The 20748-nt window shown below is 60.2% G+C and carries 23 protein-coding genes and 3 pseudogenes; 16 read left to right on the top strand and 10 right to left on the bottom strand.

The window, feature by feature from the left end; genetic code table 11:
• Positions 1–254: 254 nt before the first annotated feature.
• Positions 255–989 (top strand): SDR family oxidoreductase, encoded by a 735-nt coding sequence (locus tag QJT78_RS29550; protein ID WP_080586624.1) that lies wholly within the window; start codon positions 255–257, stop codon positions 987–989.
• A gap of 53 nt (positions 990–1042) precedes the next feature.
• Here QJT78_RS29550 and QJT78_RS29545 read toward each other — a convergent pair.
• Positions 1043–1930 (bottom strand): annotated as a pseudogene (locus QJT78_RS29545) (3'-5' exonuclease); the annotation flags it as partial.
• 242 nt (positions 1931–2172) lie between these two features.
• Here QJT78_RS29545 and QJT78_RS29540 point away from each other — a divergent pair.
• The 9 genes and pseudogenes from QJT78_RS29540 to QJT78_RS29500 all read left to right on the top strand — a co-directional run.
• Positions 2173–2373, top strand: coding sequence for a hypothetical protein (locus QJT78_RS29540; protein WP_155258040.1), 201 nt, complete (start codon positions 2173–2175; stop codon positions 2371–2373).
• Between the two features lie 7 nt (positions 2374–2380).
• Positions 2381–2530, top strand: coding sequence for a hypothetical protein (locus QJT78_RS29535; RefSeq protein ID WP_155258041.1), 150 nt, complete (start codon positions 2381–2383; stop codon positions 2528–2530).
• A 607-nt stretch (positions 2531–3137) separates the two neighbouring features.
• The gene (locus QJT78_RS29530) at positions 3138–3947 is read left to right on the top strand and encodes a YihY/virulence factor BrkB family protein (protein WP_240537622.1); all 810 of its coding nucleotides are present in this window, start codon (positions 3138–3140) and stop codon (positions 3945–3947) included.
• A gap of 117 nt (positions 3948–4064) precedes the next feature.
• A complete protein-coding gene (locus QJT78_RS29525) occupies positions 4065–4340 on the top strand; it encodes a hypothetical protein (protein WP_028152740.1) in 276 nt (91 codons plus the stop codon).
• Positions 4341–4634: 294 nt separating this feature from the next.
• The gene (locus tag QJT78_RS29520; RefSeq protein ID WP_049807694.1) at positions 4635–5045 is read left to right on the top strand and encodes a response regulator; all 411 of its coding nucleotides are present in this window, start codon (positions 4635–4637) and stop codon (positions 5043–5045) included.
• A gap of 200 nt (positions 5046–5245) precedes the next feature.
• A complete protein-coding gene (locus QJT78_RS29515; protein WP_028152742.1) occupies positions 5246–5470 on the top strand; it encodes a hypothetical protein in 225 nt (74 codons plus the stop codon).
• A gap of 200 nt (positions 5471–5670) precedes the next feature.
• Positions 5671–6033, top strand: coding sequence for a PRC-barrel domain-containing protein (locus QJT78_RS29510; RefSeq protein ID WP_028152743.1), 363 nt, complete (start codon positions 5671–5673; stop codon positions 6031–6033).
• An 8-nt stretch (positions 6034–6041) separates the two neighbouring features.
• Positions 6042–6428 carry a response regulator gene (locus tag QJT78_RS29505; protein ID WP_028152744.1) on the top strand — a complete coding sequence of 129 codons (387 nt, stop codon included), beginning with the start codon at positions 6042–6044 and terminating at the stop codon, positions 6426–6428.
• A gap of 102 nt (positions 6429–6530) precedes the next feature.
• Positions 6531–6640: pseudogene (locus tag QJT78_RS29500) on the top strand (cell envelope biogenesis protein TolA); the annotation flags it as partial.
• 66 nt (positions 6641–6706) lie between these two features.
• On the opposite strand, the gene QJT78_RS53205 reads toward QJT78_RS29500, so the two are convergent.
• Entirely contained in the window at positions 6707–7027 is a 321-nt protein-coding gene (locus tag QJT78_RS53205) for a hypothetical protein (protein WP_309249059.1), read from the bottom strand.
• A 150-nt stretch (positions 7028–7177) separates the two neighbouring features.
• Here QJT78_RS53205 and QJT78_RS29490 point away from each other — a divergent pair, with 150 nt between their 5' ends.
• Positions 7178–7588, top strand: a complete 411-nt coding sequence (locus tag QJT78_RS29490) for a hypothetical protein (protein ID WP_028152746.1) — start codon at positions 7178–7180, stop codon at positions 7586–7588.
• A gap of 70 nt (positions 7589–7658) precedes the next feature.
• Here QJT78_RS29490 and QJT78_RS29485 read toward each other — a convergent pair whose 3' ends face one another.
• Together QJT78_RS29485 and QJT78_RS29480 are read right to left on the bottom strand one after the other, a co-directional pair.
• Positions 7659–8708 carry an AI-2E family transporter gene (locus tag QJT78_RS29485; RefSeq protein WP_240537626.1) on the bottom strand — a complete coding sequence of 350 codons (1050 nt, stop codon included), beginning with the start codon at positions 8706–8708 and terminating at the stop codon, positions 7659–7661.
• 180 nt (positions 8709–8888) lie between these two features.
• Entirely contained in the window at positions 8889–9932 is a 1044-nt protein-coding gene (locus QJT78_RS29480) for a histidine kinase dimerization/phosphoacceptor domain -containing protein (RefSeq protein WP_028152748.1), read from the bottom strand.
• Positions 9933–10295: 363 nt separating this feature from the next.
• Between QJT78_RS29480 and QJT78_RS29475 the strand changes: the two are divergent.
• Positions 10296–11737, top strand: a pseudogene (locus QJT78_RS29475) (IS1182 family transposase).
• Positions 11738–11823: 86 nt separating this feature from the next.
• Here the strand turns inward: QJT78_RS29475 and QJT78_RS29470 are convergent.
• The 4 genes from QJT78_RS29470 to QJT78_RS29455 form a co-directional block, all read right to left on the bottom strand.
• The gene (locus QJT78_RS29470) at positions 11824–12678 is read right to left on the bottom strand and encodes an arylamine N-acetyltransferase (protein ID WP_049807696.1); all 855 of its coding nucleotides are present in this window, start codon (positions 12676–12678) and stop codon (positions 11824–11826) included.
• Between the two features lie 405 nt (positions 12679–13083).
• Positions 13084–13680, bottom strand: coding sequence for a DUF6647 family protein (locus QJT78_RS29465; RefSeq protein ID WP_038943681.1), 597 nt, complete (start codon positions 13678–13680; stop codon positions 13084–13086).
• Between the two features lie 719 nt (positions 13681–14399).
• The gene (locus QJT78_RS29460) at positions 14400–15152 is read right to left on the bottom strand and encodes an anti-sigma factor (protein WP_038943683.1); all 753 of its coding nucleotides are present in this window, start codon (positions 15150–15152) and stop codon (positions 14400–14402) included.
• Positions 15152–15694: a sigma-70 family RNA polymerase sigma factor gene (locus tag QJT78_RS29455; RefSeq protein WP_038943684.1), complete on the bottom strand. Its 543-nt coding sequence runs from the start codon at positions 15692–15694 to the stop codon at positions 15152–15154. The genes QJT78_RS29460 and QJT78_RS29455 overlap by 1 nt, the downstream gene beginning before the upstream one ends.
• A 441-nt stretch (positions 15695–16135) precedes the next feature.
• On the opposite strand from QJT78_RS29455, the gene QJT78_RS29450 reads away from it, so the two are divergent.
• Both QJT78_RS29450 and QJT78_RS29445 read left to right on the top strand, forming a co-directional pair.
• Positions 16136–16762: a GNAT family N-acetyltransferase gene (locus tag QJT78_RS29450; RefSeq protein ID WP_038943685.1), complete on the top strand. Its 627-nt coding sequence runs from the start codon at positions 16136–16138 to the stop codon at positions 16760–16762.
• A gap of 50 nt (positions 16763–16812) precedes the next feature.
• The gene (locus QJT78_RS29445; protein WP_157790049.1) at positions 16813–17301 is read left to right on the top strand and encodes a hypothetical protein; all 489 of its coding nucleotides are present in this window, start codon (positions 16813–16815) and stop codon (positions 17299–17301) included.
• A 1065-nt stretch (positions 17302–18366) separates the two neighbouring features.
• Here QJT78_RS29445 and QJT78_RS29440 read toward each other — a convergent pair.
• Entirely contained in the window at positions 18367–18954 is a 588-nt protein-coding gene (locus tag QJT78_RS29440; protein ID WP_162136521.1) for a substrate-binding domain-containing protein, read from the bottom strand.
• A gap of 179 nt (positions 18955–19133) precedes the next feature.
• The gene (locus QJT78_RS29435; protein WP_202801346.1) at positions 19134–19295 is read right to left on the bottom strand and encodes a LysR family transcriptional regulator; all 162 of its coding nucleotides are present in this window, start codon (positions 19293–19295) and stop codon (positions 19134–19136) included.
• Between the two features lie 125 nt (positions 19296–19420).
• Here QJT78_RS29435 and QJT78_RS29430 point away from each other — a divergent pair, with 125 nt between their 5' ends.
• Together QJT78_RS29430 and QJT78_RS29425 are read left to right on the top strand one after the other, a co-directional pair.
• Complete coding sequence (locus QJT78_RS29430) at positions 19421–20176, top strand: substrate-binding domain-containing protein (RefSeq protein ID WP_157790047.1); 756 nt, start codon at positions 19421–19423, stop codon at positions 20174–20176.
• Between the two features lie 21 nt (positions 20177–20197).
• On the top strand, positions 20198–20491 hold the full coding sequence (locus QJT78_RS29425; protein WP_240537624.1) for a hypothetical protein: 294 nt from the start codon (positions 20198–20200) through the stop codon (positions 20489–20491).
• The last annotated feature ends 257 nt before the right edge of the window (positions 20492–20748 follow it).

Genomic DNA, 20748 nt, shown 5'->3' with positions numbered 1-20748 from the left:
CGCCTTCCAACGCTCGTATCTAACGGATCGTATAGCAGTATTGGCGGAAATAATAGCTTGCGGCGACGAGCCCGGCCCCGATTCCGGCCGGAAACCACCGATCATCGCGGCCGGCGTCAATCATCGGCCCGGATCGTTTTCGCACCACCGATGTGCGCTTTTCCGCACTCAACGCCTGACCCCGGCGGACCTATGTCGAGGTTCTCGGGGGTGTCCCCAAACGATCAGAGGCGGAAGCCTGGAAGGAAGCAGTCATGGGAAAGCTTGAAGGTAAGGTTGCAGTCATCACGGGTGGATCGAGCGGCATGGCGCTGGCGAGCGCCCAGCGGTTCGTTGAAGAAGGCGCCTATGTTCTCATCACGGGCCGGAAACAGGAGGGGCTGGACCAGGCCGTCAAGCTGATCGGTCGGAACGTGACCGGCGTGCGCGGCGACGCGGCCAATCTCGACGACCTCGACCGTCTGTTCGACACGGTCAAGCGGGAAAAGGGCAGGATCGACATCCTGTACGCGAGCGCCGGCACGGGTGAAGCCGTCCCACTGGGCGAGATTACCGAGCAGCATTTCGACGCGACCTTCGGCCTGAATACGCGCGGCACGCTGTTTACGGTCCAGAAGGCGTTGCCGCTGTTCAACGACGGCGGATCGATCTTCATGACCGGGTCAGTTGCTTCGATCAAAGGTTTTCCTGGTTACAGCGTGTATGCGGCGAGCAAGGCGGCGCTGCACGCATTCGCACGAGGGTGGCTCAACGAACTCAAGGGCAGGAATATCCGGGTGAACGTGCTGCACCCAGGGCCAATCGCCACACCGATGCAGGACCAGGTTCTCACCGAGGAAGCGAAGCAGATGTTCGAATCCCTGATCCCGCGGGGAAAGATGGGTCGTCCCGAGGAAATTGCGGCAGCCGCGCTGTTTCTTGCTTCAGACGATTCGAGCTTTGTGAACGGGTTGGAATTGTCCGTCGACGGCGGCTTCTCGGCCATCTGAATTCGCGCCGACCGAAAACGGAGAGATACGATGAGTACCGAAGAGAATGTCCAGCTCGTGAAGAATTTCTTTGCGGCCAGCCGCTGCACGCCGGGCTCGACGTCGCGCGTGTAGATCTCGGTCCGCAGGAACGCGATCTCGTCGTCCAAGGCGGTCTCGTCGACGTCTATGAACCAGGACTTTGGTCTCCCGTCGCTGCCGTCGTTCCAGCGATAGCCGCGCCGCTTCAATGAGTCCTTGAGCTCGAAAGCGGTCTGCTCCGCCCAAACCCGCAGGGTCGCCTTGCGGGCGGTCTCCAGCAGGAGCGCCAGCGCCGGCGATCCGGTCGTCGGCAATTCGAAAGCGAGTACCTCCAGCAGAGCGTGGCAGTCGTCGACCGCCCGTTGGGCCTGGTGGAAGAAGCCGGCACCGTTCAGCAGATAGCCGAGTTGCGCCCCCGCGAAGCCGTGTTTGCGCCAGTCGATCTCGCTCATGCTGCAGCCCCAGGCCTCGTGCTCGAAGAGGGGCCAGTAGCGCTCGGCGAACTTTCTGTCGAAGCCGCTGTTGTGAGCTATGACAATGACTGCGTCGCCTACGAAGGCCGTGACGGCCGCATCGTCGAATCTGTGACCGGCCACCATCTCGTCGGTAATGCCCGTGAGGGCCGTAACCTCCGCTGAGATGGGACCGCTAGGCTCGTTGAAGGCGGAGAACGTGTCTCTGACGCCGACGATCCGCCCGTCCGGCGTGTAGTCGAACTTGACCATCCCGAGCTCGATGATTTCGTCTTTGGCGTGGTCGAGGCCGGTCGTCTCGGTGTCGAGCAGGACGCCGGTCCTGACCTCCTGCCCTATGGTCGGGCTGTACGTCGGTCGTGCAACCAGGCGCCGCAAGATCCGGTAGTCTCCCGACCGGCCCAGCGCCTCCGCCATCGCGGCCAGGTCAGTTGCGGCCTGAAACATCACTTCTCGAAAAGGTTGCGGCGGTCCGGACAATCCGGCGTGTCGCACAATACCGGGGACACAGGCCACGAGGTATCGCAAAATGGCGTGATTCGCGGTCTTTTCGGGGGATGTCGGTGTGATTGGGTCGGATTGCGGAGGCCCGATCGGCGTCGTCAGCTTGTCAATAAATGTTGCCGCAGCGGCTGCGAAACCTTCGGCTGCTACACGCGGCTCCGGATCGATACCAGCGGAGCTTTCCCATGCCATCCATCCGACGTACCGAATTCGCAGACTTCGTCGCCGACCTGCTGGACTTCATCGAGGAGAAGATCCGGGACGCGGTCGAAAACGAGACCTCGCGGCCTGCTGCGATCGCGGAAGCCCGCCGGCGCCGTCGCGCCGCTGCGGGACCGCCTGCGCGAGAACGAGGACGTCCAGGCGAGCTTCATACTGCTGCTTGACGCGCAGATGTACGATGCGCATGCCGCGCAATGGTGGGCGGATCTCGCCCGAATGGATCACCCGGAGTTCGAGAAGCTCGCCGCCCAGTCTGTCGACCCGGACGGGGCCTTGCCGGCGCTGCGGATCGTCGCCGCCGAGGCCAACGCGCCGTCGTAGCCTCGCGAACGGCCTAAACGAGCGCCGCTCATGTAGGAACCCCGGGCGGCCGGTGCCGGTTGAACGGCATGACCGGAAGAGTTCTCTGCGAAAGCGCCAACGGTGACATCTGGCGGCTGGTCCGCGATCCGCACTCCGGACGCCCGGCGGTCGAGCATCGGCCGAACGCCAGCTCACGCGGGCGGGCGTCCGTGACCGAGATCGGACAATTCCTTCGGCGGGCGGTCGCGGCCCCGAACACCAGGCTCTGCTCGCGTTGATCGGTACGCTGGTCGACGACTGACGCCTCTCCCGGAGCCCGGCATCATGTTCTTTTTCTTCTCCAACCGCGTGGGCTGCCTGGGCTCGCTGCTGATCTCCGCCATCGTCACGGTGGTCTTGCTATTCGTGTTCGGAATGCTGCGGTTCTGAACCGGCAGTTCAAATCGCCATCGGAACGCGGGTGTCCCGGACGAATTGGTCTAGCGGGCCGTGCGAGATGCCGGCCTGCGTGGCCTCGCCCCCAGCCCCCAAAGTCCCCAAAGGCGGGGCCGCGCTCAGGAGCTGGAGGGGGTAGGAATTCATGGGACGGCTGTGGCGGATCCTGAGGGCGGCAGTATCGGGTTTCTTGGCCAACGATGCCCTGAGCCGCGGCGCGGCCATCGCGTTCTACGCCGCGACCTCATTGGCACCCGTGCTTCTGATCGTGGTGGCAATTGCGGGCTTGGTCTTTGGGCAGGACGCCGCCCGCGGCGCGATCAGCGAGGAGCTCGGCCAGTTCCTGGGTCCGGCCGGCGGCGACTTCATCAAATCCATTCTCGAACGATCGAGCGATCCAGGCTCAGGGACCATCGCGACGATTCTTGGCGTCGTCACCGTTCTGATCACCGCCTCCGGCGTGTTCGGCGAGATGCACACGGCGCTGAATGCGACTTTCAAGTCCAAGCCGATCGATGAGCCTATTTCGGCCTTACTCCGGACCCGGGCGGCCAGCCTGGGCCTGGTCGCAGCGCTCGGCTTCATGCTGGTGGTGTCGCTGGCCGCCAGCACCGCCCTGTCGGCGCTCGGTAACGTCTTCGAGGGGCTGTTCGCCGGCAAGATCCTGCTGGCCGTCCTGAACACCGTAGTGTCGCTGGCGATCTTCACGCTGCTGTTCACCGCGATCTACAAGGTTCTACCCGACACGGCGATACCCTGGCGCGATTTGGTGCGGGGCGCCTTTGTCACGGCCGTGCTGTTCGCCGTCGGAAAGTCGCTGATCGGAATCTATCTCGGCCGTGCGGCGCCCAGTTCGCCCTATGGCGCGGCCGGCGCACTGATCGTCCTCATGTTCTGGACGTACTATTCGGCCCAGATTTTTCTCTTCGGCGCCGAGCTCACCAAGGCCATCGCGGACGAAGGCTCGCCTGTCGATCGCTCGGGTTCGAAACGAACTTAATGGGGATGAGCAAGTCTGAAAATCCGACGTTTTGGAGACCTTCAAATTGCCGCTCTGTAACAAACTCGCGCGCTGCGCATTGGTCGGTGGGACAGAGCATCGAATCAAGACGACGCCATGCCTAGAAACAAGGAGTTCCTGCTGGAGCAGATCGCCCGCGCGAAGCGCTTCGCGTTGGCCATGAACACCGAGGCCGACCGGCAGCGCTTTGAGAAGATGGCGGCCGACCTTCAAAACGAACTGGAAGGCGCCGAAGGGGCGGAGGGTCAATCGTCTAACGCATCGGAAGACGCGGTTCCGACTGATGATGCCGTTTCGAACCAGCCGCAGACCGGGGGCTCGGATGCAGCGACGCCGGCTTCGACGGACAATCAGGAGCCGACCACTGACTAGCCCGCCGGGGCGCTCCTCACATGAAGACGAGAACGACGCCCAGTCCTACAAGGGTGTACAGACTGGTCACGGTGACGCCGAGACAGACGTCCGCCATGACGCCGTCGGCCGGGAGCTTGATCCGCACTTCTCCAAAGCAATTGTCCCGCCCCAATAGATCACCTCGTGCCCGGGAAATCGTTCCGGCCGAATTCGTCGAGTACAGCCCTACCGCAATGCAACGGAGAAGGCTGCCTGCGATTTCCTTGAGTTCACTTTTGTACACAGCCGGGTGCAGCCATCGCCTCGGCGCCATTGCCCAGAGTTGGGGGGAAACGTGTCGGATGTACCTCTTGTCTCGTTGTGGAGGATGAATACCCATTGCAGGGCCTGGTCGAGGAAGCGCTGCGGGAAGGCGGCTTCGAAACGGCCATCCTGTCGTCGGGAGAGGAGGCGCTGACGCTGTTCAGGGGCAGGGTCGCGCCCTATCGCGCGCTCGTCACCGACGTGAACTTGAAGGGCTCGTTGAGCGGCTGGGACGTGGCCAGGCAGATCAGGGAGATGGAGGCGGCATTCCCGGTCATCTACATGACGGGTGCGCGCGCGGACCAATGGACGTCGCACGGCGGTCCCGACAGCATCCTGCTGCGAAAGCCGTTTGCGCCGGCGCAGCTGGTCACCGCGGTCTCGCAGCTTCTCAACGCCGCAGGGCCGACGGCCGAATAGTCCGGCCAGCGGCGTACGTCGGAACATTTTCGCGACGACGTCTTTGACTCGTCGGACCATCGCCCGCCGTTTGAGAGTACGGCGCCTGTAGCGGATAGCCAAAGGCGATAGCCAAAGGCGTAATGCCCGCTGTTCAATAACATGCGCTCGCGCGGATAGCCAAAGGCGGTGGTCCCGTTCCGCGCGGTGAGAGAACCAGCTTGAAGAAGCCGGCGAAAACCCGCGAAGAACTCGAGTCCGCCATCAGGCTGGAGATGGAAGACATCAGCGACTGGCCGACGGGCCTGGCGATCTCGGTCGTGCCGCACGAGGATTCCTGGAAAGTCGAGATCATGAGGGACGGGCCGTCGCAGGACGCGGATCGTTGCGACATGATCGAGGCAATAGCCGACAGGCTGCGCAGCCAGTTCGATCTGAAAGCCTGACCACCGATCCCGGCCTTCATCGACAGCTTTGGGCACCGCCCGCCACTTTCATCAGGCCAAGCCTTGGCTGCTGGATCTGCCGATCCGCGTTTACGAGGTGGCCGCCGCCCGCCCAGCGAGAACAAAGCCACCAGGCTTAAGTCAGGAACGGAGCCATCGTCCTCCCGTTGACTCCTGGAAACAACACCCGGGAGGTCAACATGGCCATGGAAGATCGCGAGACGTTCAGCCTGATCGGGAGCGACAAGGTCGAGGGCACGAACGTGTACGGGGCCGACGGGGAAAAGGTCGGCTACATCGAGCGCGTCATGATCGACAAGCTGAGCGGCAAGGTGTCGTACGCGGTGCTCAGCTTCGGCGGTCTGCTCGGCATCGGCGACGATCACTATCCGCTGCCTTGGCAGGCGCTGAAATACGACACCAACCTCGGCGGCTACGTTACGGGCATTACCCAGGACCAGCTCCGCGGCGCCCCCAAATACGCCGACGAGAGCAGTTGGAATTGGAGCGACCCCGCGACCGCGCGCTCCGTGAACGCCTACTACGGCGTGCCTGTGGCTTGAGGTTTGAAGTGGGTAACGCAGTTCGTGTTTTGGTCGTGGAGGATGAAGCGCTGATCTGCAGCTTCGTCGAGGACGCCTTGTCCGGCGGCGGTTTCGAGGCCTGCTCGGTCCATACGGGAGAGGCGGCCCTGTCGACCTTTCGCGACGGCCGCGAAGGGTGTCGGGCGCTGCTGACGGACGTCAACCTGGGTGATGGCATCAGCGGATGGGAGCTGGCGCGGCAGATCAGGGAAATCGCGCCTGGCTTTCCCGTGGTCTACATGACGAGCGCCAGCGCGCCAGACTGGAAATCGCAGGGCGTCGATGGCAGCCTTCTGATCGAGAAGCCCTTTGCGCCGGCGCAACTGGCTGCCGCCGTCTCGCAGCTACTCGATACCGGGGCCGCGCCGGGTTGACCGATCGTTGAGAGGATCCTTCGGCTCGGATCGGCGGATCGTCAGCGTGGCGGCGATGCCTTGGCCGTGCATGCGGCAGCGGCGCGAGCGGCCGCGGGCGCGATGCCGAGAAAACTGAAGACTTACCAACCTCGCTCGGCTCCTACGACCAGGCGTTAGCTGCGCCCTCGATGAAGGCGGCCTTGGAAGCCTGGGGCTCGAACAGCAATCTACGAGATGGGGCCGACGGCCAAGCGCTGCTGAACCTTATCGGCACGCCGCTCGACGACCAGGGCAGATCAGGCTGACCACTTATCTTCTTCGCGCCGAGCTTCGTCGTCGTTAAGGCGCTCGGCCACGTCGGCAGCGAGATCCGGATCCTCAGTATTCGCGATCGGCTTGCCGTCTTGCTTTTTGACTTTTTTGCCTTCGGCAGTCACCGGAAAATCCGCGGGTTTCAGTGGTTTCTTGGAAGTGGACATGACGTCTTCCTCCTGCCAGCAGGATATCACGCCTTCTCGGAAAACCCGCAGATTTTTAGTAACGGCCCGTTGTTCCGGCAACTTCTCAGGCTGGTTACTCGGCTTCGGTTTTTTCCGTCGTTTGCGGTCCACTTCCACGGTCCCGCCCCGCTGCCTCTCCCCGATTCCGAGGCCGCCGCCACGGAATGCCGAGCACCGTACTGCTACGGTCGCTGCGATTCACTCCGCCTTAACCTAACCGGCGTCCGATTGCGTGCTGAACAGCTTCGAAGCTTGGAGAGCATCGGCATGCTCAAGGACGGCACCTACTCAGCCTGGTTCAAGTCGCCCAGGGGTGAGGGGACGGGCATCGTTCACTTCGAGAACGGCAAGATCTCCGGAGGCGACAGCATCATCACGTACGGCGGCACCTACGAAACCGTTGGAGATCGCTTTACGGCGACCGTGACCACGAAGCGACACACCGCAGGCCATGCGACGGTATTCGGCATCGATGACTTGGAGCTGAAGCTCGATGGCGTCGTGAAGGGCGCGACAGCAAAATGCACCGGCACCGCCGCCGCGGCGCCGGGTCTGACCTTCGAGGCGACGCTCATTCCCTGTCGATCCGAACCTAAGACCCTCCAGCCGGTGCGCCCGCCGACGCAATTCGATCCAAGCAAGCTTCCGAAGCTGACGGAGCGTTCCCGCGCGCGCTGAATCCGGCACCCGTGCCGGAGTTCTCACCGCCGCCCGCGCCCGCCCTCGCATGAGATCATTTGCCGGGGCGCTATTCCCCCTCGAGGAAGTGTCCCAAGGCCTTGAGCGGACGCAACCTGTCACAAACGATCTTCAGGATGGCCAGCATCGGCACGGCTAAGATCGCGCCGAGCACGCCCCACATCCAGAACCAGAACACCAGCGACAGGATGATCAGCACCGGATTCAGCGTGAAGCGCCGCGCAAGCAGCATAGGCGTCAAGGTTTCACCCTCCACTAGGTGAATTCCGAGATAGATGGCCGGCGGCAGCAAGGCCCACCACAGGCTGTCGAAGCTCAGCATTCCGACCAGCACGAAGATGCCAACCCCGAAAAGCGGCCCCAAAATCGGAATGAAGTTGAGCAGGAAGGCCGTGGCACCCCACAACAAGGGGTCGCCCAGGCCGCAAAGATACATCGCGGCCGCCGTCGCGGCGCCCACCGCGGCATTCATGGCTGTGATGGTCAGCAGATAGGCCGATATGTCCTCCTGGACTTGCTGGGAGATATCGACGGCTTGTCGCTTGTTGCTGAACGTCGGCAGGATTTCCACGATTCGCCGAAGGAAGATGTCGCCCGCGACCAAAAGAAAATAGAGCACGAGGATCGTCGTAAACAGGCCGTCGAGCGCCGAGCGCGTCCCCGCGAAAAGTGCGCCCGTTATACCGAGATCGCGGCGTACCGAGACGATCGAACCCCGGCCGGGAGCGTCTGTAGCCTGCTCGGCCTGTTGGATTATCGATTGCAATGCCTGGATTGGCCCTTTCATGACCTCGAGATGTGCTTCGAGGCGCGGTATGCCCTCGGGCAGCCGCTCGGCCCAGTTCGCAGCCGGCACCGATAGGGCAGCCACGAGACCTGCAAGCGCTCCAATGACCAGGAAGACGGTCAGGAGGGCTCCGACAGCGCGAGGTACATGCAAACGTGCCAGAAGACGCACAGCGGGTTGAAGGAGGAGATTCAAGACCAAGGCGAGCACGACGGGTAGGATGATCGAGCTTGCGACGTAGAGCGCCGCCAAAGCACCCAACGCGAATAAACCTCCGAGAAAGAACGTCCGCGCATCGGACGGCAGTGGCATCTCCGTCTCGTCGGCGGCCTCGGTCGCGGCGCCAATTGGCTCCGACGGGTCGTCCGGTACGGGGGTCAATGAGGGACGCTCCGGTGGTCGAGGGGCGGCAACCATTGGGTCATCCTTCCGAACGGGAGCCGGGTATGGAAGCAACGGCCTCGCGCGCGTCGGAGCGGCGGGCTCGCACAACTAGGCGGCCGCAAACGTGGCGTGCGTAACGGAAACCTTCGTTCCCGAAGCTCCGCTCAATGTCACGACTTGCGCGTCAAGCTGTTTTGCCAGCGCTTTCACCACGCCGGTCCCAAGCCCGGTTTTCGGCTGAGCGAACACGCCATCCGGCTTGCTGGAACCATTGTCGGAGACTGTCAGCTGCCAATCCGTTCCCGATACATCGTAGGAAACCGTGATCTCGCCGCCCTTTGTTGTTTTGTCGAACGCGTGCTTGAGCGAATTGATGACGAGCTCGGTGACGATTAGGCCAATGCTCTCGGCGCTGCGGCTGGAGGAAATTCCGCCGTTGCCGCTGACTTTGATCGAAATCGGCCGGTTGTCGCCGATCATCGATTGCGCCAGGGCCGTGCACAGCGTCGAGAGATAAGGACCCATTTCCACGGCCCCTTTGGCGACGGATCTGTGCAAGTGCTTTTGAACCGCCGCAACCGAAATGACCCGGTTGTGAGCGTCCTGCAGATGACGCCGGGTTTCTTCCGACTCCACCGCTCTTGCCTTCAGCATGATGATGCTGGCGATGATTTGCAGGCTGTTGACGACGCGATGTTCCAACTCCTCCAAAAGCATCTCTTTCTGTCGTATCAGCTGATCCTTTTCGTTTTCGAGAATGCGTTTTTCGGTTACGTCCTCAATACCGAGCAGAATTGTGGAGTGTGAACCGGTCTCGTAGAAGACCTTGCGGGCATTCAAGAGCATCGTACGCCGACCGATGTTCGGGAAATCATGGTCGACTTCGTAGTTTTCCATCGCGCCCTGCTCTGGAACGATCTTTCCCAGCAGCAGGCGAAGCTTCGGAATATCCCATTGACCGTCTCCGAGCTCATACAGGTGTTTGCCCTGAGTGTCGTCGGCATTGACTTTGAATGTCAGATAGAAGGATTGGCTGGCAGCAACGACCCGAAGATCCTGATCGAGTACGATGAGAGGTTCTCGAACCGTATCGACGATCTCCTGCGCGAGTGTGCAGGCATCCTGGACCTCGGTGAACTGCTCTCTGAACATGGTGGCGACCCTCGCAGGGCGGGAGAGTCAACCGAACTTGTGGATCGGCGCGGCTTTTGACCCCCGACCGGCGCCCAACATTGACCCCGCCTTATATGCAGTAAGCGCCTGGATCAATTTCGAATTGGAGCAGTGAGCCGGGTCAATGTTGGAAGCCGAAGGGGGTCAATATTCGGAGCCGCGACACACATGATTCGGCCCTTCCGTCTGGTGGCTATGGCTCGGCGCTCAGGCTCAACTGGTCGCTATGCACCCGAAAGCGGACCTATTATGCTCATCTTGAGTTTTGTCGTTCATGACCCTGGCTGTGTAAAAACGGCGGGCTGCTGTTATGATTCTCCTGTGATTCTTTTGGGGGAATCGATGAGGCGCTTCGTTGAAGAGGCGGATCGTGGGCAGCGGACGCTGTTGCCCGAATGCCTCGATGACTTCATTGACGAGAGTAACCCTGTTCGGGTGATCGACGTGTTTGTCGATGCGCTCGGTTTGGCTGAGATGGGCTTTGAGGGTGCGGAGCCTGCGGCCACCGGTCGGCCGTCGTACCATCCCTCGGTGCTCCTTAAGCTTTACATTTACGGCTATCTGAACCGAGTGCAGTCGAGCCGGCGGCTGGAACGAGAGGCCGGGCGCAATATCGAGGTGATGTGGCTGCTGGGTCGGCTCGCTCCCGATCACAAGACGATTGCGGACTTCCGCAAGGACAACGGCCTGGCGCTGCGCAAGGTATGTGCGCGCTTCGTCGAACTTTGCCGCGAGATGGGCCTGCTCGCGACAGCGAGCGTCGCCATCGATGGCAGCAAGTTCAAGGCCGTTAACAACCGGGACAGGAACTTCACGCGCGCGAAGGTGGAGCGGCGACGTGCTCAGTTGGAGGAGAGCGTCGCGCGCTACTTGAGCCAACTTGACACGGCCGACCGACAGGAGCCGAGCGAGGCGCTGGCGGCGAAGGTGACGAGGCTTACCGAGAAGCTGACAAAGCTGAAGGAGGAAATGGGCAAGCTTGCTGCCTCCGAGAAGCAGATGTTTGCTTCGCCGGATCAGCAAATCTCGCTGACCGATCCGGATAGCCGTTCGATGGCAACCAGTGGCCGCGGATCCGGCGTTGTCGGCTACAATGTCCAAGTCGCCGTCGATACCGACCATCACCTGATCATCGCGCATGAGGTGACGAACAGCGGCTCAGATCGGGCACACAACTTGCCAACATGGCCAGGCAGGCGAAGGCTGTTCTGAAGACCGAGACGCTCGAGGCCGTTGCCGATCGTGGCTACTTCAGCAGCCCGGAGATCCTCGCCTGCCACGAGGTCGGCATCACGGTAACTCTGCCCAAGCCGATGACTTCGGGCGCCAAGTCAGACGGACGCTTCGGTAAGCAGGACTTTGTCTATTTGCGGGAGGAAGACGCCTATCGTTGTCCGGCCGAAGAGCGATTGCCGTATCGCTATACAAACGAAGATGCCGACAAGATGCTGCGGCGCTACTGGACCAATGCCTGTAAGAATTGTTCGATCAAGGCCCAGTGCACGCCCGGGTCAGAGCGACGGATCACGCGATGGGAGCACGAGGATCTGCTCGACGCCGTGCAGCAGCGGCTCGATGCGAACCCGCTCGCTATGCGCCTTCGTCGCGAAACTGTCGAGCATCCGTTCGGCACGATGAAGGCACGCATGGGAGCGACGCACTTCCTGACTAAAACCCTTCCAAAGGTCGCCGCTGAGATGGCCCTCTCGGTTTTGGCCTATAATCTGACCCGAGCAATGAACATCCTTGGGATCAGGCCGCTGATCGCCGCGATCGTGGCCTGAGATCGGCTCAGTTTTGGCTTCAAGACTGACGGCCCAGTAAGGCCGTTTTTACACGGCCAAGACCCATTCCAGACATCGACGATAGCTTAAGCGAAGAAGGGGTGAGGGGCGTCTCCTGTTCCTTTCGCCTTCATAATCCCGACGCACTGATCGACTTGCTCATCGGACATATTTAGTCCGAATTCACCGCGCAGCACGTCTCTGAACTCGCTCTCGGTCGCCAGCCAGCGCTTCTCCGCATGCCCGTCTGCGTCCCGGACGGTGACACGCGCGTTGTACATGGTGATCCGGCTCCTGTTCGGCCCCGGTCTCGCCACGATGATATTCCCTTGGTAAGGGGTTTCTGGATGGGTCGCCGTGTACCAATTGGTGATCTCGTATTCGCCATCATAACGCGGATAAGGAATGACCCGGTAAATGTGCTGCCAGCCATGCTTAAGCCGTGCCTGGAGCGTCAGCTCGCCGCCAACATCGATAAAGCGCATGACTTCGTGGGGTGTCTCTTGTTCGATTTGCGGCACGAGCCTGAGCGCGCAGGTCGGCGCAAGGTTGCCGAACCCGACATCCGCGAGATAAGTGCCGTCAGGCAAGTTCACTTTCAACAACATGTGGATGGCTGGGCGCGGTGCGTCGATCTCCAGCCCCCGCACGACACGCCCTTGTAAGCTTGTGATGCTGTAGCCGAGCGACCGAAGTCCAGCTCGGAAGAGCATGTTCTGTTCAAAGCAGTACCCGCCCCGTCTACTGGCAATCATCTTCTGCTGGAGCGTAGGCACGTCGAGCTTGGGCGGACGCCCGAGCATGATATCGAGCGTTTCATAGGGGATTGAGTGCGAGTGGGCGAAGATAAGTTGATTTAGAGTCTCAAGGGTTGGTGTGAGCGGCCCAGTATAGCCGATGCGCGCAAGCCAGGCCTTCTGATCGAGTTGTGCGTCGGACATCGCGCGTACTCCGGGGTGTCTCGGACGCATATTGGCATTTTTTGAGCTGGCGTCCCAAATGGGAAGTACCGACCCGCATCGAGCAATGTCTGAGTTTGGGGGCGAAGCGGAATGAATCTGCTCGCGCGGAGTATTTCGCATCTTGACCCCGAACGGACATTGGGTCGCAGCGTCTCGAGTCGATTGGCTGCTTCGGCCCACCTAGGGGATAAGCGCCGTCGGCATTGGTCCGGTTGGCTGCGGCACAAACTGATGCTGCTGCCCCCGTACCATTGCCAAGAGCGCCAATATGATGCAACGACCGCCAAGAGTCGGACCATCAAATTCAGACCTGCTGAAATTGTGTTCGTACGGACGAGACCTGGACTTTGGACATGTTTGGAAAAGCAATCGTTCAACTCACGGTCAAAACATGCATGCTGAGGAAATCAGCACCGTGAACATGTCGACGTCAAACTCGCGCTCCAAGCCCATTCCGAACCGCCCAAGCCACTTGTCCTGAGCCAAATATGCCAACTTCTCTCGCGCCCTCGGGCATTCGAACCTGAGCTTGGCCAGGTTCTGGAGGTGATGGACCATTTCGTGGACCAGGATCGATTGTTCGGCTGGTGAAGTCCCAGTCCAGTCATCAGGGAGGAGGATCGTTTTTGACGTGTTGTTATAGAGGGCGACGACCTGACGCTGAGCCAGTTCATCGAATGCGTCGTTCTCCGTGAAACTCTCCGAAAGGGCACCATCTCCGAACCGCATCGTCGCGAGTTTCATCTTCGACGCAAATTCGATGGCTGGACGTTCCTTGATGGCCGGCAGATCGAAATTCGAAGCGAGCCAAGTCACAATTTCATCCAACAAGTCTTCCGCGGCTCGCGTTGCGTCGGCACGCGACGGAACCGAAGGCGAACCGGTGGGCGCGGTGGGCTCCGACCCATCACGACAATGGGCTTGAGACGATGCCGACGTTAGAGAGGCTATGACCGCGAGCAAAAGAAGTCGCTTGAACATGAAAACCTCCTCGGAGGTCGTTCGAAACAGAAACCCTTTTGAAACAATCAGTCAGCAATTGAACTTGCTGCAAGCATAGCATTCGCGTCACGACGCCGTTGTGAACCCGTTCACACTCGGAATCGTGGCGCGCCAGGCGCTTAGTAAATCAAGCTATCGGCAGAGGACGAGTATGACTTAATGGTGATCGCGGCGGCTGCAACAAGGAGAGCGACAGCCACAAATCCGGTGATCGCGCGATGCTTCATGATGGGAAACCTCAGGCTCCGAAGCCCACAGAAGTGAGCCCCGCAAATCCCGAAAAGGTTCAACCGGATGACCAACTCGATGAGGGTCACGTGGCTGCACTTCTGGCGCTGGGCTGCAGTGTAGTCCGCAGGTGGCCCGTTGCCGACCTTCGCTTATAGGGCGGCAATGTCTGCCTTCAGGAGACAATGCGGCTTTTTCACGCAGGTCAGCTTGATATCGGCGCCTGCCTGTCCCTTCATCGTTTAGCAGCGCCGTGGTGCAATCGTCAGCCCAACGCAAGATATCGCCGGAATTGATCAGTTTGCAGTGGGGTTGTTGTCTGCCTGATTAGCGATCGTGAAGCAGGCGACCATGACGAAGATTTCCATGTGATCGCCCAAGGCGCTGCCTCGGCTTTTGCCCGTTTCTCTTTGCCGCATATTCGGGCCAAAAGGGCAGAGCGGCAGTGAGCGAGGCCGGGAGGCCGGCCACTAGCTGGTACTACCTCGGAACACCTTCGCAAAAGTTTCAAGTTCATTCACGTTTAGATCTGAAATCGCGACATACGATCGCTCACGGTTTGACCATCTGATCATGTTGAAGCCATTCTCCGCCCGCCAATCGAATGGCACGTCGAGCTGATCACGCCCGGTGATTTCGGTCAGGCTGATCACGTGCTCGCGTCTGCGATATACCAGGGTCGACAACGGTGTCCTGCCGACGACATCGACCCGTCCGCCTACAAGTTCGAAGCCTTGAGCAGCGAGATCAACGACCCGTGGCGATTGGGTGATCCGACCATTGAACCAAGGCTTAACCGTATGCTGGTCCGAGGAAGCGACATCCGTGGGCTGTGCTGCCATCAGCGAGCGGAGGTGGGCGTCAAAGAGTTCGGCTACCACGATCTCCTGCGGCGCGATCCTGCGGAGTGCGATTCCGGTCAAGGTGCTGGACAGGGCAGCCACGACCAAGATCGATGCCGCGATCTTGGCCCAATTGGGCATTCGTCGTGTCGTTTCGAGCGCAAAGGCGGCCTCGATCCGCGATCGCAGTTGTGGCGGAAGCGGTTCCGGCGGGCATTTCTCGGCCAGCACTTTCTTTAAGGTGGCGATTTCATCTGCGAGCTTCCGCAAGTCGGGGTCGGCTGCGATCTTGCGCTCGACTGCGAGCGCGGCCATGACGTCAAGTTCCCCGTCGAGATAGGCGTGAATGAGATGCAGATCATTGTCGTCCGAGAGTGGCACTAGCAACTCTCCTGCTTCATTCGTGCAATCAGCCTGTGGCGGGCTCGCGCTAGTCTCGACATCACCGTTCCGATCGGGCTACCGGTGATGCCCGCGATTTCGCGATATTCGAGTCCCTGGATATCCCGCAAGACCAGTACTTCCCTAAATTCGGCCGGCAGGGCCGCGATGAAGGCCTCAAGTTTCGCCGCATCGGCGGCGGCAATTAGCGCTGCTTCCGGTGATCCTGCCGCATCCCCTTCGTTTCCCCGCTCGACGCTGAATCGATCGGTCTCGCTCAGCTCGTCAAGGCCAACCAAAGCCGCGGCCTTTTTTTCCTTGAGCAAGGTGAAAGCGGTATTCCTCACTATTGTCAGCAGCCAAGCACGTGCATTCGGTCCCGAGAACCGCGGCAATGCTCGAAACGCTCTAATGCACGCCTCCTGCACGACGTCCTCGGCGTCTGCACGGTTGTGCGTGAGCCAGCGCGCAAACGCATGCGCATCGGCCAGATAGGGCGCAACGACAGTCGTGAACTTTTTCCTGTCGTCGTTAGGGTTCAACCTCGTCCCCTGCTTAATGAACTCAAATATGGAACCAAATATTCCCGGCCATCAGAAAAATAGGTGGACGCTTTCTGCAAGCGTCCTCCAAAGGACAAGCAGCCTCGCAACTCGGTGCATCAGTCGCAGCGGCAGCCAACCTTATCCAAATGGACCATTTCGCTGCAATTGAGGCGCCGCGATGAGATCATCGCATCCCACCGCTCAATGGCTCCTGCTGGACAATTTACAGCGCCAATCGGCTTGCCGGGATCGAGGCGTAGCGCGAACGGTTGTCGCTGGAAATCCAACGGCAAAAATAGACTCGAAAACATCGCCGTTTATTCCGACCGTCAAAGGAAAAAGATTTCGAGTAGCCCCCGGGAATTTTTTCGCATTGGGCCAAGTTAACTGAACATCGGTACACTTGGACAATGCGGGCATTCGCTCAAAGGAACGCCAATGGCGGCGGTTAGTGGAATCGCGCGAGCCGAGAGGGACGTGCCGTTGTGGTCCAACCCACAACAGTCTGATCTCGACATCCGTCAGCTCGACATTGGGCAGCTTCCGTCGGTGCAGGCATTTTTGTCCAGGCTCGATACAGAGAGCCGTTGCCGTCGGTTTGGAGCGCCGCTCTCGGATGCGGCGCTCGATCTGCAGGCGATCACCGCGCTCGAAAACGCTGAACTCATGCTCGGAATCTTCTCTGAGCAGAGGCTTCGCGGGCTGCTGGAGCTTTATCGGCAGGGCGGCTCGGGTGTGATGGAGCTTCTGATCGTGGTGGAGGGAGCATCTCGTCGGCGTGGAATGGGTCGGCGCCTGCTGAATGCGTCGATGCTTCAAGCGTTGGATATGGATGCCCGAAGCGTTGATCTTGTCTACACGAGCGACAACTGGCCAATGCGAAGACTCGCGCAAAGGGCGGGAGCCAGGATCGATCTTTCTTTTGGTGCGTTCCGTGCCCGGATCGATCTTGTGCAGAGGCCAATCATCACAAGACATTTGAGAATACCCATTGCCGATGATTTGCCGGGAGTGAACGGGCAGCTGGGAGACAACTTTAGCTCCTTCGCTTCCGGAGCTCTATGAGCTGGTTCACAGAAGAACGAGCCAGGATACTCAGGTATCGGAGTGCAGAAATGACTTTGGCAGATTACTCATTTGGCGCCTTTGCATTTTTGAACACAGCGAGGTTGTTAGGCTATTTTCCCCAGATCGTGCGCGTTCACCGCGACGATAATGGCGCCAAGGCTGTTTCAGTCTTTACCTGGACGCTGTTCTCCGCCGCAAATGTAGCGACTGTAAGCTACGCGATGATCGTCTCGCATGACGCCGCGATGGCGATCATTTTTGCGCTTAACACGCTCGGATGTCTGACCATTGTTGGTTTGACGATGTGGAGGCGAGCAGGGATCCGCAGGACGGGGGCTGATGATGGAGGGGCATATGGTCGAGTATCTGGAGCCTCATCGGAGAAGATACCTGGACGAGCTAAGTCCCGGGGACCGCAAACTGTGGCGCAGATGGCAGATTGGCTGGTCTTTAGCCTACTCCGCCGTTCTGCTCGTTCTCATCGGCGTGGGGTACCTTCTGGCTGGATCCAAGGACACCGAGATCGCGCAGTCTAGCTCGCCAGGACAGCACGCGCAGATCGTGCGATTTGGCGGATCGAAATGAGTTCGCGCGCCAACCCCGAACTAGCGTTCCGTGCGAACCACTTCTCCGCACTGTTGCCGCGTGACCACCGTTATTGTTTTAACAGGGAGTAATTGACATGACGATTACCGATCGAATCCAAAACACTTCCTACGGTCCAACGGCTCGCAATTACGATAGCTTGATCCTCCTCGGATACTCAGCATTCGCTGTGCTTGCGCTCGCCGCGATTTGCCTCGCCGCAGCAGGTCCAGGTGTAGCCGACGGCGATCTTGCGGCGGCAGTAATGCCATGAATTGAACGATCGAGCTCTCGGCTGTGATCCGGGTGCTGATCCACTTTTCGGGAGACAGCTGCTTTAAGAACGCGCGCTCGATCTCGGTTAGATCCACGGTTGCCCCTCTGGAGAAAACGCCAGACGACCTGGCGTCGATCCACCCGGTGTAACCGAGCCAATCAAGAAGGACCGAAAGCGCTTATCAGTCCGATCGCAATGGGGACTAGCCCCACGATGGTCCATAGGGCGGGCGAGCTGGAGCCCAGGCCAGCAACAAAGATGCAGACACCAAAGCCCACAATGAGCGCCGAAATGCCGTAGGCGAGTGCTTTCTCCATTGGCCGATCCACCAGAAACTAAGGATCGATGCGCCTGTAGGACGCGCTTGGGATCAAAACGTTCCTATGCGCCAGGAGCTCCGGGAGGTGATGGAGTTCTCAGCGCAAATTGGCGCACTAAATGTGCCACGGGTGGTACCAACGTGAGACCCGAAAACTGATCTTAGCGAAGCGCCCACTAATGTCGGCTCTTGGCCCGTTTGAGACACGCCGGGGCGGTCTGACGATGTCTTGTTCACAGGGGTAGACCGGAAGAAAACGGCACGCGGCTAAAGGGACGCGATTGGACCCCAAGCAGACGTTTAATTGATCGCACGGCAAGCCGTTAATCTGGTGAGTCGATGGCTTGCATGGCGCCGGTCCCATCGCAAATGGGAGTCACGGAAAAATCTCACAAACAGGCGTCATGGCGCCATTTTGCGTTAAGCAAGTGGTTTTGCGACGTCGCGAATGCAATTGGCGAACACCTGCGCGACCGGGCTCAGCATCCGGCCCTTCAGCGTGAAGATTGCCGTTGGCAAGTGCCAACGCGGCAATGCGACGGGCAGTGCCTTCAGCAAATCGGCTCCGGGGCCGAACTGCAGCGCCGAGCCGGGTACTAGTGTGAGATAGCGTCCGGTGGCGAGCAGGCTGATGCGCAGGTGTAGGGAGTTGCTGAAGATCGTCGCGGTGGGAATCGACAGCTTCGCAGCACGGAATGCTTCGACGAAAGGCGAACCGGATTCCGCTTCCAGCGTCGACAGGATCCACGGCACGTCGACGAGTTCTGATAGGGTAAGTTTGCGGCGGCGCGACCAGGAGCTCTGCGGGCCGGCGACGACGACGAGCGACTCGTAGAACAGCGGTTGCATTTCGATGTCGGAGTCAGGTGTCTCCGTCAGCAGTCGCGAAATAACGATTTCGCATTGACGTTGCCGGAGCAGGTTGAACTGATGCGACGCCGTGCCTTGTTCCAGCCTAACGCGCAGACGCGGCAGTCGTTTTGAGAGCCGCTCGATCGCTGCCGGCACGAGGCCGGCTGCCCACACCTCGGTGCATGCTATGCGCAGCTCGCCCGCTTGAGGATCGGCGAGAAACGCTCCTCGACGCTCTGCCGAAGTTCGTCGAACACTGCAGTGCCGCGTTTGAGCAACGCCTCGCCGAACATCGTCGGCTCGACTCCGCGCGCGGTGCGGTCCAGCCAGCAGCGTCACTCCGAGCACGTGCTCGAGATTGGCGTGGTGCGCGAGATGACTGGCCGTGAGATGGCCAGGCGCTCGGCGGCCTTGGCCATGCTGTTCTCCTCGACCACCGTCATGAAGACGTGGAGGTCGCGGGGCTTGAGAAATCGTCCGACTCTGTCCCAGCGCATGTCGACGTACCTAAACGGCTACCGGCCTGTCGAATATTCGACCTTGTGGATACTCCTGTTTTGGAGCCGACTCCAGCTCCGGGCCTGAACTTTCGGCCTGAACAGGTTCGAAGCAGGAGATGGCGATGAGGGCGATTGGCGTTGTAGCTGCAATTCTGGCCGTTGTGGTGCGCGCCACCCCCGCCGGGGCCGCCGAAATCACCGTTTTGAGCACGCCCTCCATGCAAGGCGTGCTCAATGATCTTGCGCCGGCATTTACACGCGCAACCGGCCATACGCTGGGGCTCACCTTTGAAGGCGTCCCGGCGCTCAAGCGGCGGATCGAAGCGGGCGATACGTTTGATGCCGCGGTCTTGTTGCCGGCAGCGGTCGATGATCTCACCAAATCGGGCAAGATCGCCGTCGGCTCGCGTTCAGACATTGCCCGCACTGCCGCCGGCGTTGCGGTCCGGGCAGGGGTGCCGAAGCCTCTGGTGGGTACCGGCGAGGACCTCAAGCGAACGCTGCTCGCGGCAAGAGCAATCTCCTATTCGCCCGACAGCGCGAGCGGAAGCTATTTCCTTCATCTGCTTGATCGCCTCGGCATCGAGACAGAGGTGAAGCCGAGGCTCCTGGCGGTGACAGGGCGGAGCCCCGTCGAGGCCGTCGCGCGCGGCGAAGCAGAGCTGACCGTGATCACCGTGCCCAACATCGTCGGCGTCGAGAGCGTTGCCCTCGCAGGGTTACTTCCGGAAGAGTTGCAGAACTACACCACCTTCAGCATCGCCGTCAGTGCCAACGCCAAGGAGCCTAAAGCCGCCGAGCAATTGATCGCATTCTTGCGCTCGCCCGCCGCCGCGGTCGCGATCCGGAGCAAAGGATTGGCGCCCATTGTCCCCTGAAGCCTTGTGGGAGAACGATCGTTGGTTGGCCCGGTCTTGCCTTTTGACCTTTTTCATGAACTCTTTTCGGAATTTTGTAATATGTTCGTCACCGTTGTTGCGGTGCTTTGCCATTTTTCAGCTCACGACTGCACCGAGGTGGTCGTAGCAAATTCGAACTTGGACGCCGGTATCACTTTTCAGGGCTGCTTAACTGGCGGCCAAGCAGGTCTAGCCCATTGGAAGAGCGCGCACCCGATCTACCGGTCTGATGACTGGCATATCGAGCGGTGCAAATGCGTCGCCGGGCTTTACGTGGCGAAGGCCAAGATCTGACTCGAAGATTGTCCAAGACACGCTCGACGGGACATGTCTCCTCTTGGCCCGTGTGAGACATGCCGGGGCGCTCTGACGATGTCCGTTCACAGGTGTAGACCGGAAGAGAACGGCACGCAGCCAAAGTGACGCGATTGACCCAGGCTGTGTGTTTCGGCATGGAATAAGGACCCCGTTTTCGGGGTGATCGGCATCCAATCGGGACCCCGGGATAAGGGTCCACAGTGGCTTCCATCGAGTCATGGAAGCCGAGGTTG

This window comes from Bradyrhizobium sp. Mp27 (genome assembly GCF_029953005.1).
Lineage (GTDB): Bacteria > Pseudomonadota > Alphaproteobacteria > Rhizobiales > Xanthobacteraceae > Bradyrhizobium > Bradyrhizobium barranii.
The sequence above is the reverse complement of the archived record's forward strand: the minus strand, read 5'-3'. Positions and strand labels throughout refer to the sequence as shown.

Excerpts from the sequence above, each read along its gene's own strand:
- QJT78_RS29550 (WP_080586624.1), top strand. The coding sequence starts at position 255 with ATGGGAAAGCTTGAAGGTAAGGTTGCAGTCATCACGGGTGGATCGAGC.
- QJT78_RS29540 (WP_155258040.1), top strand. The coding sequence starts at position 2,173 with ATGCCATCCATCCGACGTACCGAATTCGCAGACTTCGTCGCCGACCTG.
- QJT78_RS29535 (WP_155258041.1), top strand. The coding sequence starts at position 2,381 with ATGTACGATGCGCATGCCGCGCAATGGTGGGCGGATCTCGCCCGAATG.
- QJT78_RS29525 (WP_028152740.1), top strand. The coding sequence starts at position 4,065 with ATGCCTAGAAACAAGGAGTTCCTGCTGGAGCAGATCGCCCGCGCGAAG.
- QJT78_RS29510 (WP_028152743.1), top strand. The coding sequence starts at position 5,671 with ATGGCCATGGAAGATCGCGAGACGTTCAGCCTGATCGGGAGCGACAAG.
- QJT78_RS29490 (WP_028152746.1), top strand. The coding sequence starts at position 7,178 with ATGCTCAAGGACGGCACCTACTCAGCCTGGTTCAAGTCGCCCAGGGGT.
- QJT78_RS29485 (WP_240537626.1), bottom strand. The coding sequence starts at position 8,708 with ATGCCACTGCCGTCCGATGCGCGGACGTTCTTTCTCGGAGGTTTATTC.
- QJT78_RS29480 (WP_028152748.1), bottom strand. The coding sequence starts at position 9,932 with ATGTTCAGAGAGCAGTTCACCGAGGTCCAGGATGCCTGCACACTCGCG.
- QJT78_RS29470 (WP_049807696.1), bottom strand. The coding sequence starts at position 12,678 with ATGTCCGACGCACAACTCGATCAGAAGGCCTGGCTTGCGCGCATCGGC.
- QJT78_RS29465 (WP_038943681.1), bottom strand. The coding sequence starts at position 13,680 with ATGTTCAAGCGACTTCTTTTGCTCGCGGTCATAGCCTCTCTAACGTCG.
- QJT78_RS29450 (WP_038943685.1), top strand. The coding sequence starts at position 16,136 with ATGGCGGCGGTTAGTGGAATCGCGCGAGCCGAGAGGGACGTGCCGTTG.
- QJT78_RS29445 (WP_157790049.1), top strand. The coding sequence starts at position 16,813 with ATGACTTTGGCAGATTACTCATTTGGCGCCTTTGCATTTTTGAACACA.
- QJT78_RS29435 (WP_202801346.1), bottom strand. The coding sequence starts at position 19,295 with ATGCGCTGGGACAGAGTCGGACGATTTCTCAAGCCCCGCGACCTCCAC.
- QJT78_RS29430 (WP_157790047.1), top strand. The coding sequence starts at position 19,421 with ATGAGGGCGATTGGCGTTGTAGCTGCAATTCTGGCCGTTGTGGTGCGC.